This window comes from Erythrobacter sp. RANMB8, from assembly GCF_056848235.1.
In genome coordinates this window covers 199,658-212,283 of sequence record NZ_JBREHG010000001.1, presented here as the reverse complement: position 1 = coordinate 212,283, position 12,626 = coordinate 199,658, and the positions used below count along the sequence as shown (strand labels likewise).

Here is a 12,626-nt window from a genome sequence, read left to right as displayed (position 1 = left end):
CGGGCGGCCTCAGCCTGCAAGCAGCCCTGCGCCGCTATCGTCATAAAACCGCCAGCGTTGGGCGAATTGCATCGGGTCCTTGCGGGTGACGAGAGCATCGTCGGGGGTGTCGAGCCAGTCTTCGGCGCGGCTCGCCACGAACCTGAGGCAGGCCCCCTTGGCAACATCGGCGAACAGCGCACGCTCGGCCGGTTCGAGGCGGCGCACGCTTTCGTAACCCGCGATCAATGCCGCGCCCAGATCGGGCAGGAAGCGGTTGTCGCGCCCGAAGCACCACGCCGCATGGGTCACCGCCAGATCGAGCACCATCGGCCCGGTGCAGGCGAAGTAGAAATCGATGAGGCCGGTGACCGCATCGCCCAGCATCAGCACATTATCGGGAAACAGATCGGTGTGGGTCTGGGATTGCGGCAGGCCTTCCAGATCGAGCGCGGCGGCGGTGCGGGCGTGGCCGAGCATTGCGGGCAGATCGGCATGGATCGTCGCCAGCGCGTCTGCCCCGCAGGCATCGAGGATCGCGGCGCTCGCGGCGAAATCCATCGCGTTGGCGCGGGTCATCGGAAAATCCTTCGCGGCAAGGTGCAGCTGCGCCAGCACCGCGCCGACACTGCGCGCCTGCGCAGGCGTGGGCAGGGTGGGCGAGACGCCGGGCAGGAATTCGATCAGCGCCGCCGCCTTGCCATGCTCCATCCGCCATGAAGCGCCGCTGCGGTCATGGATGGTGCGCGGCACGGGGCAGCCGCGCTCTGCCAGATGATCGAGCAGGCCGAGGAAGTAAGGCAGATCGGCATAGTCGATCCGCCGTTCATACAGCGTCAGGATGAAACGGGTGCCGGATTTGCCCGATCCGGTCGTTTCCACCAGCCAGTTGGAATTGGACACGCCCTCGGCAATGCCCTTGGCCATCACCAGATCGCCCACATCATATTGCGCGATCAGCCGGGCGAGGTCTTCCGCCCCGAGATGGGTGTAAACCGCCACCTGAGCCCCCCGATGCCTACTCGGTCAGCTGGCGCGGCAGCTTGAACACCATCTTTTCTTCCGCCGCAGTGATCGTCTTTTCGCTGATCGGGCGATAGGCCGCCAGCGCATCGACCACTTCGCGCACGAGGATTTCGGGCGCCGATGCACCCGCGGTCAACCCCAGGGTTTCCACCCCGTCGAGCCAGGCGAAATCGATCTCGGTGGCGCGCTGGATCAGCTTGGCCGGCGTGCCGAGCCGTTCGGCGACCTCCACCAGCCGCAGCGCGTTGGAGGAATTGGGCGAGCCGATCACCAGCACCAGATCGCAATCCTGCGCCAGTTCCTTGACCGCCGCCTGCCGGTTGGACGTGGCGTAGCAGATGTCCTCGGCGCGCGGGCCGGAGATGTTCGGATACCGCCATTCAAGCGCCTGGATCACCTCGCGGGTATCATCCACCGACAGGGTGGTCTGGGTAAGGTAGGCGAGTTCCTCGTCAGAATCGAAGGGCAGCTTGTCGACATCCTCGATCGTCTCGACCAGCGTCATCTGGCCCGGCTCGACCTGCCCCATGGTGCCGATCACCTCGGGGTGGCCTTCGTGGCCGATGAAGATGATGTGGCGGCCCTTTTCGATCTGGCGTTCGGCCTGACGGTGGACCTTGCTGACCAGCGGGCAGGTGGCATCGACATAGAGCAGCTTGCGCCGCTTCGCCTCTGCCGGGACCGCCTTGGGCACACCGTGGGCGCTGAACACGACGGGCGCATCATCGGGCACTTCGTCCAGTTCCTCGACAAACACCGCGCCCTTGGCTCTCAGGCCTTCGACCACGTATTTGTTGTGGACGATCTCGTGCCGGACATAGACCGGCGAGCCATAGCGTTCGAGCGCCTTCTCGACGATCTCGATCGCCCGGTCGACCCCGGCGCAAAAGCCGCGCGGGGCAGCGATCAGCAGGTTGAGGGGCGGGCGTTCGGCGGTGGTGGCACCGGATGCGGGAAAGGGCGCGTTCATGTCCTCCCCCCTAGCGCTTTGTGCGCGTCCTCGCTAGGGCGCACGGGATCGGAATTTTCGAGGACGGGTTTTGATGATGCTTCGCGCACGCGCTGTTTCGGCTTTGGCTCTGGTGGCGGCCCTTTCGGCTTGCAGCCAGAAGGGCGAGCTGGTGATCGATCAGGGCGTCGGGATTTCCAGCGTGCTGTCGATGTGCCCGGCGGTCGGCATTCCCGACTATACCGGCGATGTCACCATCTTCCGTTCCGCCGCAGACCAGACCGCGGCCGGGATCGATATCAGCGCGGCGATGACCAACCTGCGCCCGACCTGCAACGACACCACCGACAGGATCTATTCCGAAGCGACCTTCGATGTGCACGCCCGCCGCACCGATACGCGCGGCAGCCGCACGGTGCAGCTCCCGTATTTCGTCACGGTCCTGCGCGGCGGCAGCGCGGTGATTTCGAAGCGCGTGGGGCAGGTCACGCTGACCTTCGCCGACGGGCAGGAGCGGGCGAGCGGCAGCGCGAAGGTCGGCTCCTACGTCAACCGCGCCGATGCGGCCCTGCCGGAGGATATCCGCCAGAAGATCACCAAGCGACGACGCGCCGGCGATGCCGAGGCCGCGCTCGATCCGCTGGCCGATCCCGAAGTGAAGGCGGCGATTGCCCGCACCCGCTTCGAAATGCTGGTCGGCTTCCAGCTGACCGAGGACCAGCTGAAGTATAACGTGACGAGGTAGGTGTTCCGCACGCCCTCCGGCGTGCGAAATCCTCGCTCATGCGGCCTTAGGGCCGCGTCGCTGCGGGCGGCCGGTCGGCCTTGCGACGCCGTTGGCGTCGTTCCAGCGCTACGTCCGCTTGGCGTTTGTGTCCTTTCTTCCCCGCCCCGGGCTTGACCCGGGGCCCCGCTTCCTTCTTTGCAAGCGCGCACAATCGCGCTGATCGCACGAGACAACCATGACCGCACCCAAGACCCTTTACGCCGCCTACACTGCGCTGATCGAAACCGTGCTGACCGGACTGGTCGCCGAAGGCGTGCTGCCTGCGGGCACCTCCTTCGCCAATGTCACGCTCGAACCGCCGCGCGATCCCTCGCACGGCGATCTTGCCACCAACGCCGCGATGGTGCTGGCCAAGGGGGCGGGGATGAACCCGCGTGCGCTGGCCGAGGCCATCACGGCAAAGCTCGGCCAGCATCCGGCGATCACCAACGCCGACATTGCCGGGCCGGGCTTCATCAACCTGCGGCTCGCGCCTGTCGCGTGGCTTGAGGAACTTGCCGCGATTGCGCAGCTGGGCGGCGATTACGGGCGTTCGGGCATGGGCGGCGGCGCGACCGTCAATGTCGAATATGTCTCGGCCAACCCCACCGGCCCGATGCACATGGGCCATTGCCGCGGCGCGGTGGTGGGCGATGCGCTCGCGGGCCTGCTGGAGTTTGCGGGCCACAAGGTCATCAAGGAATACTACGTCAACGATGCCGGCGCGCAGGTCGATGTGCTCGCGCGTTCGGTGCACATGCGTTACCTTGAGGCGCTGGGGCAAGAAATCACTATCCCCGAGGGGCTTTATCCCGGCGATTACCTCGTTCCCGTGGGTCAGGCGCTCGCCGCCGAATTCGGCGACCGCTATGCCGCCGCGCCCGAGGCGGACTGGCTGATCACGTTCCGCACCCGCGCCGTTGCCGCGATGATGGACATGATCCGCGCCGATCTCGCGACGCTGGGCATTGCCCACGACCTGTTCTCCTCCGAGGCGGAATTGCAGGCGTCGGGCAAGGTCGATGCCGCCGAGCAGTGGCTGCGCGACCATGATCTGGTTTACGACGGCGTGCTCGAAGCACCCAAGGGCAAGGCCCCGCCGGAAGACTGGGAGCCGGTCTCGCTCCCGCTGTTCCGCTCGACCAAGTTCGGCGACGATCAGGACCGCCCGATCAAGAAGTCGAACGGGGCATGGACCTATTTCGGCGCCGACCTCGCCTACCACTTCCAGAAGGCGCAATCCGCCGATGCGCTGGTCGATATCTGGGGTGCGGACCATGCGGGGACGGTCAAGCGGATCAAGGCCGCGGTCGCTGCGCTCACTAGCGCGGATGGCGCTGCCCCCAAGCCTTTCGAAGTCAAGCTGGTCCAGATGGTGCAGCTGATGAAGGGCGGGCAGCCGTTCAAGATGTCCAAGCGCGCGGGCAATTTCGTCACGCTGGCGGATGTGGTCGAGATGGTGGGCAAGGATGTGGTGCGCTTCACCATGCTCACCCGCAAGCCCGATGCGCAGATGGATTTCGATTTCGACAAGGTGGTCGAAGCCTCGAAGGACAATCCGGTGTTCTACGTGCAATACGCCCACGCCCGGATCCGTTCGACGCTGCGCAAGGCGGCGGAGGCGGGGATCGCCCCGTCCGATGCCGCGCTTGACCGGCTCGGCACCGAAGAGCTGGCGCTGGTCGCCCGCGCCGCGCAGTTCCCGCGCGAGATCGAGGCCGCGGCCCGCGCGCGCGAACCGCACCGGATCGCCTTCTATCTCTATGATCTGGCGGCAGACCTCCATTCCTACTGGAACCTCGGTAATGACCGGCCCGAAAAGCGGTTCATCGTGGAACAGGATGCGCAGCTGACAGCGGCAAGGCTTTTCCTCGGGGCGGCAATCGGGCAAGTGATCCGCAACGGTCTCGCCGTGCTGGGCGTCGAGGCTGTCGAAACGATGTGATTTGCCCGCAGGGGGTTCGCGATGATCGATGCCGAATACGAGGAACTGGACGACGGTGCCGGCGAGCTGGGTGACGAGCTTGATCTGGCCAGCACCGACAGCCTGCCCTGGCTCGAAGCCGACGAGGACGACGAGGACGCGGGCGGTTTCGATGTTGCGCAGTTCATCGGTTTCGGCCTCGGCCTGCTGGCGCTGCTTGCCGCCTTCGTGGGCGGGGTGTGGTACATCACCAACAAGGCCGCCGGTCCCGAAGCCGTGGCCGATGGCAGCGTGATCGAAGCGCCCGCAGGCCCGATCAAGGAACGCCCCGAAGACCCCGGCGGCAAGGAATTTGCCGGCACCGGCAACGTCGCGCCCGTGGTGGGCGAGGGCGGTTCGCGCCCGGCGGTGGTGGCCGAAGCGCCCGCACCTGCCGCAACCCCGCTGCCCGCAGCCAAGCCGGCGCCTGCCGCTGCAACCCCTGCAACCGCCACCGCTCCCGCTCCCGCTGCCGATCTTTCGGGCGTCGGCGTGCAGCTGGCCGCCTATGGCACCCGCGCCCGCGCCGAACAGGGGTGGAGCGACATCACGCGCCGCACCGACAAGCTGGCGGGCGTGAAATACCGGATCGTCGAGGGCAAGGTCGATATCGGCACGGTCTATCGCCTGCAGGCCGTCACCGGCAGCCGCGCCGAGGCCGAACGCCTGTGCGCCGCGCTCAAGGGTGACGGGCTGGATTGCCAGATCAAGTAAGGCAAGCGCCGGGGCGGCTTTTCCCCGCTCCAGACGACCCCTTGCCCTTGCTAGACCCTCGCCAGAGTGCGAATTTGTCGGCATGATTCCCGCAATCTTCGGCCTTGGCGGCCCGCAGCTGACCGCAGACGAGCGCGCCTTTTTCCGCGATGCCGATCCGGCGGGCTACATCCTGTTCGGGCGCAACTGCATCGATCCGCAGCAATTGCGCGCGCTGACCGATGACCTGCGATCTATCCACGGGCGCGAGCACTTGCTGGTGTCGATTGATCAGGAAGGCGGACGGGTGGCGCGGCTGCGCCCGCCGCTGTGGTCGCCATACCCCAGCGGGGCGGCCTTCGATGCGCTCTACCAGATTGCTCCGGCCAGCGCGATCGAGGCGGCGCGGGCCAATGCCACCGCGATGGCGCTGGAGCTGTCGTCTATGGGGATCACGGTCGATTACCATCCCCCGCTCGATCTGCGGGTTCCCGGCGCGCATGATGTGATCGGCGACCGCGCTTTCGGCAGCGATCCGGTGCAGGTGGCAGCACTCGGCCGCGCCACGCTCGAAGGGTTGGCGGCGGGCGGCGTGACCGGCTGCGTCAAGCACATGCCCGGTCACGGGCGGACGGACGTCGATACCCACAAGGCGCTGCCCACGGTCACCGCTTCGGCGCAGGAGCTGGAGGCCGATCTTGCCCCCTTCCGCACGCTTGGTCACGCGCTGATCGGGATGACCGGGCATCTGGTGTTCACCGCATGGGATGCAGAAAACCCTGCCACCCTCTCGGAAACCGTGATCCGCGACGTGATCCGCGGCCAGATCGGCTTTGACGGCCTGCTTTTGACCGACGACATCGACATGGAAGCGCTCGGCGGATCGATCCCCGAACGCGCCGCCCGTGCCCATGCGGCGGGGTGCGACATCATCCTCAATTGCTGGGCGAAGATGGACGATATGCAGGGCATCTGCGATGTGCTGCCTGCCATGCCCGATGCCACCGCCGCACGGCTCGACCGGGCGCTGGCAGGCACCCGCATTGCCCCTGCCATGGCTGCCGAACAGGCTGAATTGCTGGCCAAGCGCGATGCGCTGCTGGCGCTGGCCGGCCCGCGCCAAGGGGTTCCGGCATGACCGGCACCGACGCGCCCTTCATGTTCCCCGATGCCGAGATGAACCCCGCAGAGGCGGCGCTGGTGCAGCCGCGCAAGCCCGATGCGGATGCGCTCTATCTCGAACTCGATGGCTGGGAAGGGCCGCTCGACCTGCTGCTCGATCTGGCGCGGCGGCAGAAGGTCGACCTGCGGCAGATTTCGATCCTCGCGCTGGTGGATCAGTATCTCACCTATATCGAGTGTGCGGGCGCGCTGAAGCTGGAACTGGCCGCCGATTATCTGGTGATGGCGGCGTGGCTGGCTTACCTTAAATCGGCGATGCTGCTGCCCAAGGCCGAGCAGGAAGACCCCTCGCCAGAGGAACTCGCCCTGCGCCTGCAACTGCGGCTGCAACGGCTGGGCGCGATGCGCGAGGCGGCGGCGCGGTTGATGGGGCGCGACCGGATCGGACGCGATGTGTTCCTGCGCGGCGCCCCCGAAGGGCTGCGCACCGACCGCAAGACCGTGTGGCGCAGCGACATGTTCAGCCTCATCCAGGCCTATGGACAGGTCAAGGCGCGCACCGCCCCGCGCATCTATCATGTGGCAAACCGCCCGGTGATGACGCTCGATTCGGCGCTGGAGCGGGTTTCGGCGATGCTTGGCGTGACGCTGGAATGGATGGAAATCCGCGATTTCCTGCCGCCCCACGCCTCGCCCGAACTGAAGCGTTCGGCGCTCGCATCAAGCTTCGTCGCGGCGCTTGAACTGGCCAAGCGCGGGCGGGCCGAACTGGAGCAGGATGGCGCCTTCGCTCCGCTGCGCATCCGCCGCCTCAAGGCCGAGGTTGCTGCGTGAGCGAAGCGGCGAAGGATGAACCTGGTACGCTCGAACGGGCGGTCGAAGCGACGCTGTTCGCCGCCGAGGAGCCGATGAGCATCGAGGCGCTGGCCGCCCATCTCGGCGGGCTGGAACCGGCCGACGTGGCCGGGGCGCTGGAGGCGCTGTCTGCCGCCTATGCGCTGCGCGGGGTGCATCTGGTCGAACGCGGCAAGCGCTGGCATTTCGAAACCGCGCCCGATCTTGCGCACCTGCTGCGCCGAGAGAAGGAGCAGGTGCGCCGGTTGAGCCGCGCCGCCACCGAAGTGCTGGCGATCATCGCCTATCACGAACCTGTCAGCCGTGCCGAAATCGAATCGATCCGCGGCGTGCAGACCAGCGCGGGGACGCTCGATGTGCTGCTGGAGGCGGGCTGGATCAGGCTGGCGGGGCGGCGCGAGGTGCCGGGCCGTCCGGTGATCTATGCCACCACGCCCGAATTCCTCGACCATTTCGGCCTCGCCAGCCGCCGCGATCTGCCCGGCATCGACGAATTGCGCGCCGCAGGCCTGCTCGATCCGGTCGACGAGGCGATGGAGGCCGCGATGAATTTCGAGCCTGACGGGCAAGACGACGCCGATGACAGCGATGCCGAAGGGGACGAAGACACCGCACGTTGATGCCCTGTGTCAGCCGGGTGGCATCCTTGCGCCAAGGCCCCTATATAGCCCGCACACCCCTATCGCGAGTCTCGCCCATGAATATCGGTATCTGGCAAATCCTCATCGTCGCACTGGTCGTGCTTGTGCTGTTCGGGCGCGGGCGCATTTCGGAGATGATGGGCGATTTCGGCAAGGGCATCTCCAGCTTCAAGAAGGGCATGAACGAAGCGGACGAGCCTGCCGCGCCCAAGCCCCGGATCGAGCCGCCCGCTGCCGGCCCCGCGCCTGCGGAAACCCCCGCGCCGGCCGACAAGACCGACAGCACCGGCGCCTGATCCGCGCCTGAAGGAGGCGGCGCGGCCGCACCCAGAATGTTCGATATCGGCGCCGCAGAACTGCTGGTCATCATCATCGTCGCGGTCGTGGTGATCGGGCCGAAAGACCTGCCGCTTGCCATGCGCGTGGCGGGCCGCTGGATCGGCAAGATGCGGCGCATTTCCGCCCATTTCCGCAGCGGGATCGACACCATGGTGCGCGAGGCCGAGCTGGAGGAAATGGAAAAGAAGTGGAAGGCGCAGAACGAGGAAATCATGCGCCGTTCCGCCGCGCTGACCGATGAGGCCGCCGCCGAAGCGCCCGCAGTGATGACAGGGCCGCCCCCTGCCGCTGACGAAGCCGCACCCGCCGAAACTCCCCCCAAGGGCAGCGACAATGTTCAAGGTTGACGACCTCGACGAAACCCGCGCCCCGCTGCTCGATCACCTGATCGAACTGCGCACCCGCATCATCCGCGCCCTGCTGGCGCTGGCGGTGGGGTTTGGCGTGTGCCTCTATTTCGCGGACGACATCCTCGGCTTTCTGGTTTGGCCGCTGAAACAGGCCTTTCCCGATGGCGAGGGGCAGCTGATCTTCACCAAACTGCCCGAGGTGTTCTTTGTCGAGCTGAAGGTCGCGCTGTTTGCAGGCTTCATGGTCAGCTTTCCGGTGATCGCCAACCAGCTGTGGGCGTTTGTCGCGCCGGGACTTTATGCCCGCGAAAAGAAGGCGTTCCTGCCGTTTCTGCTGGCCACGCCCGTGCTGTTCCTGAGCGGGGCGGCGCTGGCCTATTTCGTGGTGATGCCGACCGCTTTCGTGTTCTTCCTCGGCTATGGCGGGGAAGCGGGCGGCTTGCAGGTGCAGGCCTTGCCGAGCGCGGGCGAATATCTGGGGCTGGTGATGCAGTTCATCCTCGCCTTCGGGATGACCTTCCTGCTGCCGGTGCTGCTGCTTCTGCTGCACCGCGCAGGGATCATCACGCGTGCGCAGATGGCAGGCGCTCGGCGTTACGTGATCGTGGCGATTTTTGCGCTGGCCGCCGTGGTGACGCCGCCCGATCCGGGATCGCAGATCATCCTTGCGATCCCGTTGCTGCTGCTGTTCGAGGCATCATTGCTGCTGATGCGCCTGCAGGAAAAGGCGGTCGAGGCCGACAAGGCCGCACGCGCGGCGGAAGAAGCGGCGCAGTAGGCAGCCTCGCAGCGCTCTACTGCGCGTCCCTTACCTTTACCCCGCCGATCCACACCTGCTTCACCTGCGTTGCGCGGATTTCGTCGGGCGAGGCGAGCAGCGGGTCGCGGTCGACCAGCAGGAAATCGGCGCGCTCGCCGGGGATCAGCCGGCCAAAGCGCCCCTCGGCAAAACCGGCAAAGGCCGCGTCCGAGGTGAAGCCTGCCAGCGCGGCTTCGCGGCTGACGGTTTCTTCCGGAAACCACCCGCCGAACGGCTGCCCGCTGGCATCGGTGCGGCTGACAGCGGCGGCGATCCCGGCCCAGGGATCGGCCGGCTCCACCGGCGCGTCCGACCCGAAGGCGAGCCTGCCGCCCACTGTCATCACGCTGCGCCAGGGATAGGCGCCGTCCAGCCGGTCCGGCCCCAGCCGCGCTTCGGCCATCAGCCGGTCTGACGTCTGGTGGAGCGGTTGCATCGAGGCGATGATGCCGTGCTGGCCCAGCAGCGGCAGATCGGCCGGATCGACGATCTGGGTGTGCTCGATCCGCCAGCGCCGGTCGCCCTTGTAGCTTTCCGAAAGCTCGCCGATCGCGGCCAGCACCTCGGCATTGGCGGCATCGCCGATGGCGTGCACGGCGGTCTGGAAATTGTCCATCGCGGCGCGGCTCATCAGGTTGCGCAGCTGCGCCGGGGTCAGCAGCGGCAGGCCCTTGGCGCCCGGATCGTCGTGATAGGGCGCCTTCAGCACCGCCCCGCGCGAACCCAGCGCGCCGTCGAGATAGAGCTTGATCCCGCCCATCCGCAGGCGGTCGTCATACAGCCAGCCCGAAGGTTCCGGCCCGGCGACGACTTCCAGCGTTTCGAACGAATCGGCATAGGCCATGATGCGGATCGTCAGCCGACCGGCATCGCCGGCGCGGCGGAAGGTGCCCCAGTCGGCCATTTCGGTGCCCATGTCGGCCACCGCTGTCACGCCCTTGGCCAGCAGCACGTCCTGCGCCTTGCTGAAGGCCAGATCGCGGTCTTCGGGGCGGGGCGGGGGGACAACCTTGCCCACCAGCTGCACCGCATTGTCCACGAACACGCCGGCGGGCGCGCCCTTGGCATCGCGGATGATCTTGCCGCCCGCAGGGTCCGGCGTCTTGGCGGTCACGCCTGCGGTGGTGATGGCAAGGGTGTTGCCCCAGTTGGCGTGATTGTCAGCGCGTTCCAGCCACACCGGACGATCGGGCACGATGGCATCGAGTTCGGCGGCGGTCGGGAAGCGGCCCAGCCCCCACTTTTCCTGATTCCACCCGCGCCCCAGAATCCACGGACGGCCCGGATTTTCCTCGGCAAAGGTCTTGATCTTCGCCAGCGCGTCCTCAAGCGAGGTGGTGTCCGACAGATCGAGCGTCAGCGCGGCAAAGCCGATGTCCATCACGTGCACATGGGCATCGATCATGCCCGGCAGCATCACCTGCCCTTCGCCATCCAGCCGGAAATCGGTCTGCGGACGCTTGTCCCCGCGTTCGAGCACCGCCGCGACCTTGCCGTCATCGCCCACCACCAGACCGGTGAAGCGTTTGACCTTGCCGTTTTCGTCGATCGTCACGCCATCGACATTGTCGATCAGCGTATCGGCAAGGGCAGGGGCGGCCAGCGCCAGCAGCGAGGCAGCGGCAAGGGCAGTCGAAAGGGTGCGCAGCATGATCATCCTTGGTGAGGGGAAATCGGAAGTTGCGCGGTGACTATCGCCTTGCCGCGCGCTTGCCAATCGGCGCTGCGCAGGAAATCGGCGCGCAAAGAAATTGCCCTTACGGCGTCAAGGCTCTATCCGCCGCCGCATTATGGCATCGCACGTCGCAACCCCCAGCCCCAAGGGCGCCGCCGCCACCCCGGCCGATCTCACCCTCGACACGGTCCGCGCCGCTGCTGCGCGGATTGCAGGCGCGGTGGTCAAGACCCCGATGATGCATTCGATCACCCTGTCGGAGATTACCGGCGCGGATATCTGGCTGAAGTTCGAAAACCTCCAGTTCACCGCCGCCTACAAGGAACGCGGGGCGCTGAACGCGCTGCTGCTGCTGAATGATGAACAGCGCAGCCGCGGCGTGATTGCGGCGTCGGCCGGCAACCATTCGCAGGGCTTGAGCTATCACGGGACGCGGCTCGGCGTGCCGGTCACCATCGTCATGCCGCGCACCACGCCCACGGTGAAGGTGATGCAGACCGAAAGCGTCGGCGGCAAGGTGGTGCTGGAGGGCGAGACTTTCGATGAAGCCTATGCCCATGCCCGCAAGCTGGAAATCGAGCTGGGGCTGACCTTCGTTCACCCCTTCGACGATCCCGATGTCGCCGCCGGCGCGGGCACCGTCGCGCTCGAGATGCTGGAGGTGAAGCCCGATCTCGATTGCATCGTCACCCCGATCGGCGGGGGCGGGCTGATTTCGGGCATGGCGACCGTGGCCAAGGCGCTCAATCCGGATATCGAAGTCGTCGGTGTGCAGGCGGGCCTGTTCCCTTCGATGTTCGACCGGATCAAGGGCGGTAGCCTGCCGTGCGGCGGGGATACCCTCGCAGAAGGCATCGCGGTCAAGGTTCCGGGCGATTTTACCGCCAAGGTGATCGCCGAGAAGGTGGACGACATCCTGCTGGTCGATGAACCCGCGCTGGAGAAGGCGGTGGCGTTGCTGCTCCAGATCGAGAAGACCGTGGTCGAAGGCGCGGGCGCGGCGGGGCTGGCGGCGGTGCTGGGCAGCCCCAAGCGGTTCAAGGGCAAGAGCATCGGCCTTGCGCTGTGCGGCGGCAATATCGACACCCGCCTGCTCGCCAACGTGCTGCTGCGCGATCTGGCGCGGCAAGGCCGGCTGGCGCGCCTGCGGATCACCTTGCAGGATCGCCCCGGCGCGCTGTTCAAGGTGATGCGCCTGTTCGACGAACACAACGTCAACATCATCGAAATCTATCACCAGCGCATTTTCACCACGTTGCCGGCCAAGGGCCTGATCACCGATATCGAATGCGAGGCCCGCGATGCCGAGCAGGTCGAGCGGCTGGTCGAGGGCCTGCGCGCCAAGGGCTACACGGTGCAGCTGGTCGAGCTGGGCTGACCGCACAACCTTATCGCTAATGGCAGAGGGCGATGAGCTTGTCTCATCGCCCTCTGGTTAAGCCTGTGCGGCGTCTGAGCATTTCCAGCGC

General features: G+C 66.6%; 13 protein-coding genes. 10 read left to right on the top strand and 3 right to left on the bottom strand.

Translation table 11 applies throughout. The annotated features are described in order from the left end of the window. Positions 1-9: 9 nt before the first annotated feature. On the bottom strand, positions 10-981 hold the full coding sequence (gene thrB / locus ACU0AG_RS01110; protein WP_482780411.1) for a homoserine kinase: 972 nt from the start codon (positions 979-981) through the stop codon (positions 10-12). A 16-nt stretch (positions 982-997) separates the two neighbouring features. Further along, the gene (gene ispH / locus ACU0AG_RS01105; RefSeq protein ID WP_482780410.1) at positions 998-1,975 is read right to left on the bottom strand and encodes a 4-hydroxy-3-methylbut-2-enyl diphosphate reductase; all 978 of its coding nucleotides are present in this window, start codon (positions 1,973-1,975) and stop codon (positions 998-1,000) included. Between the two features lie 73 nt (positions 1,976-2,048). Here ispH and ACU0AG_RS01100 point away from each other — a divergent pair, with 73 nt between their 5' ends. The 9 genes from ACU0AG_RS01100 to tatC all read left to right on the top strand — a co-directional run bounded on the left by ACU0AG_RS01100 (position 2,049) and on the right by tatC (position 9,461). Beyond that, positions 2,049-2,699 (top strand): hypothetical protein, encoded by a 651-nt coding sequence (locus ACU0AG_RS01100; RefSeq protein ID WP_482780409.1) that lies wholly within the window; start codon positions 2,049-2,051, stop codon positions 2,697-2,699. 217 nt (positions 2,700-2,916) lie between these two features. Beyond that, positions 2,917-4,665 carry an arginine--tRNA ligase gene (gene argS / locus ACU0AG_RS01095; RefSeq protein WP_482780408.1) on the top strand — a complete coding sequence of 583 codons (1,749 nt, stop codon included), beginning with the start codon at positions 2,917-2,919 and terminating at the stop codon, positions 4,663-4,665. Positions 4,666-4,686: 21 nt separating this feature from the next. Then, positions 4,687-5,397 (top strand): SPOR domain-containing protein, encoded by a 711-nt coding sequence (locus tag ACU0AG_RS01090; protein WP_482780407.1) that lies wholly within the window; start codon positions 4,687-4,689, stop codon positions 5,395-5,397. An 82-nt stretch (positions 5,398-5,479) separates the two neighbouring features. Continuing rightward, positions 5,480-6,514, top strand: a complete 1,035-nt coding sequence (nagZ, locus tag ACU0AG_RS01085; RefSeq protein WP_482780406.1) for a beta-N-acetylhexosaminidase — start codon at positions 5,480-5,482, stop codon at positions 6,512-6,514. A 38-nt stretch (positions 6,515-6,552) separates the two neighbouring features. Continuing rightward, positions 6,553-7,332 carry a segregation and condensation protein A gene (locus ACU0AG_RS01080; RefSeq protein ID WP_482780780.1) on the top strand — a complete coding sequence of 260 codons (780 nt, stop codon included), beginning with the start codon at positions 6,553-6,555 and terminating at the stop codon, positions 7,330-7,332. After that, positions 7,329-7,973, top strand: a complete 645-nt coding sequence (gene scpB / locus ACU0AG_RS01075; RefSeq protein WP_482780405.1) for an SMC-Scp complex subunit ScpB — start codon at positions 7,329-7,331, stop codon at positions 7,971-7,973. The genes ACU0AG_RS01080 and scpB overlap by 4 nt, the downstream gene beginning before the upstream one ends. Positions 7,974-8,050: 77 nt before the next feature. Beyond that, the gene (gene tatA / locus ACU0AG_RS01070; RefSeq protein WP_482780404.1) at positions 8,051-8,290 is read left to right on the top strand and encodes a twin-arginine translocase TatA/TatE family subunit; all 240 of its coding nucleotides are present in this window, start codon (positions 8,051-8,053) and stop codon (positions 8,288-8,290) included. A 36-nt stretch (positions 8,291-8,326) separates the two neighbouring features. Continuing rightward, the gene (gene tatB, locus ACU0AG_RS01065; RefSeq protein ID WP_482780403.1) at positions 8,327-8,680 is read left to right on the top strand and encodes a Sec-independent protein translocase protein TatB; all 354 of its coding nucleotides are present in this window, start codon (positions 8,327-8,329) and stop codon (positions 8,678-8,680) included. Continuing rightward, positions 8,667-9,461 carry a twin-arginine translocase subunit TatC gene (gene tatC / locus ACU0AG_RS01060; RefSeq protein WP_482780402.1) on the top strand — a complete coding sequence of 265 codons (795 nt, stop codon included), beginning with the start codon at positions 8,667-8,669 and terminating at the stop codon, positions 9,459-9,461. Before tatB ends, tatC begins: the two co-directional genes overlap by 14 nt. 16 nt (positions 9,462-9,477) lie before the next feature. Here the strand turns inward: tatC and ACU0AG_RS01055 are convergent, their stop codons facing one another. Further along, the gene (locus tag ACU0AG_RS01055; protein WP_482780401.1) at positions 9,478-11,133 is read right to left on the bottom strand and encodes an amidohydrolase; all 1,656 of its coding nucleotides are present in this window, start codon (positions 11,131-11,133) and stop codon (positions 9,478-9,480) included. A 139-nt stretch (positions 11,134-11,272) separates the two neighbouring features. Here ACU0AG_RS01055 and ACU0AG_RS01050 point away from each other — a divergent pair, with 139 nt between their 5' ends. Then, positions 11,273-12,535: a threonine ammonia-lyase gene (locus tag ACU0AG_RS01050; protein WP_482780400.1), complete on the top strand. Its 1,263-nt coding sequence runs from the start codon at positions 11,273-11,275 to the stop codon at positions 12,533-12,535. The last annotated feature ends 91 nt before the right edge of the window (positions 12,536-12,626 follow it).

Coding starts and splice junctions, on each gene's coding strand:
- ispH (WP_482780410.1), bottom strand. CDS start 1,975: ATGAACGCGCCCTTTCCCGCATCCGGTGCCACCACCGCCGAACGCCCG.
- ACU0AG_RS01100 (WP_482780409.1), top strand. CDS start 2,049: ATGATGCTTCGCGCACGCGCTGTTTCGGCTTTGGCTCTGGTGGCGGCC.
- argS (WP_482780408.1), top strand. CDS start 2,917: ATGACCGCACCCAAGACCCTTTACGCCGCCTACACTGCGCTGATCGAA.
- ACU0AG_RS01090 (WP_482780407.1), top strand. CDS start 4,687: ATGATCGATGCCGAATACGAGGAACTGGACGACGGTGCCGGCGAGCTG.
- nagZ (WP_482780406.1), top strand. CDS start 5,480: ATGATTCCCGCAATCTTCGGCCTTGGCGGCCCGCAGCTGACCGCAGAC.
- ACU0AG_RS01080 (WP_482780780.1), top strand. CDS start 6,553: ATGAACCCCGCAGAGGCGGCGCTGGTGCAGCCGCGCAAGCCCGATGCG.
- tatA (WP_482780404.1), top strand. CDS start 8,051: ATGAATATCGGTATCTGGCAAATCCTCATCGTCGCACTGGTCGTGCTT.
- tatB (WP_482780403.1), top strand. CDS start 8,327: ATGTTCGATATCGGCGCCGCAGAACTGCTGGTCATCATCATCGTCGCG.
- tatC (WP_482780402.1), top strand. CDS start 8,667: ATGTTCAAGGTTGACGACCTCGACGAAACCCGCGCCCCGCTGCTCGAT.
- ACU0AG_RS01055 (WP_482780401.1), bottom strand. CDS start 11,133: ATGCTGCGCACCCTTTCGACTGCCCTTGCCGCTGCCTCGCTGCTGGCG.
- ACU0AG_RS01050 (WP_482780400.1), top strand. CDS start 11,273: ATGGCATCGCACGTCGCAACCCCCAGCCCCAAGGGCGCCGCCGCCACC.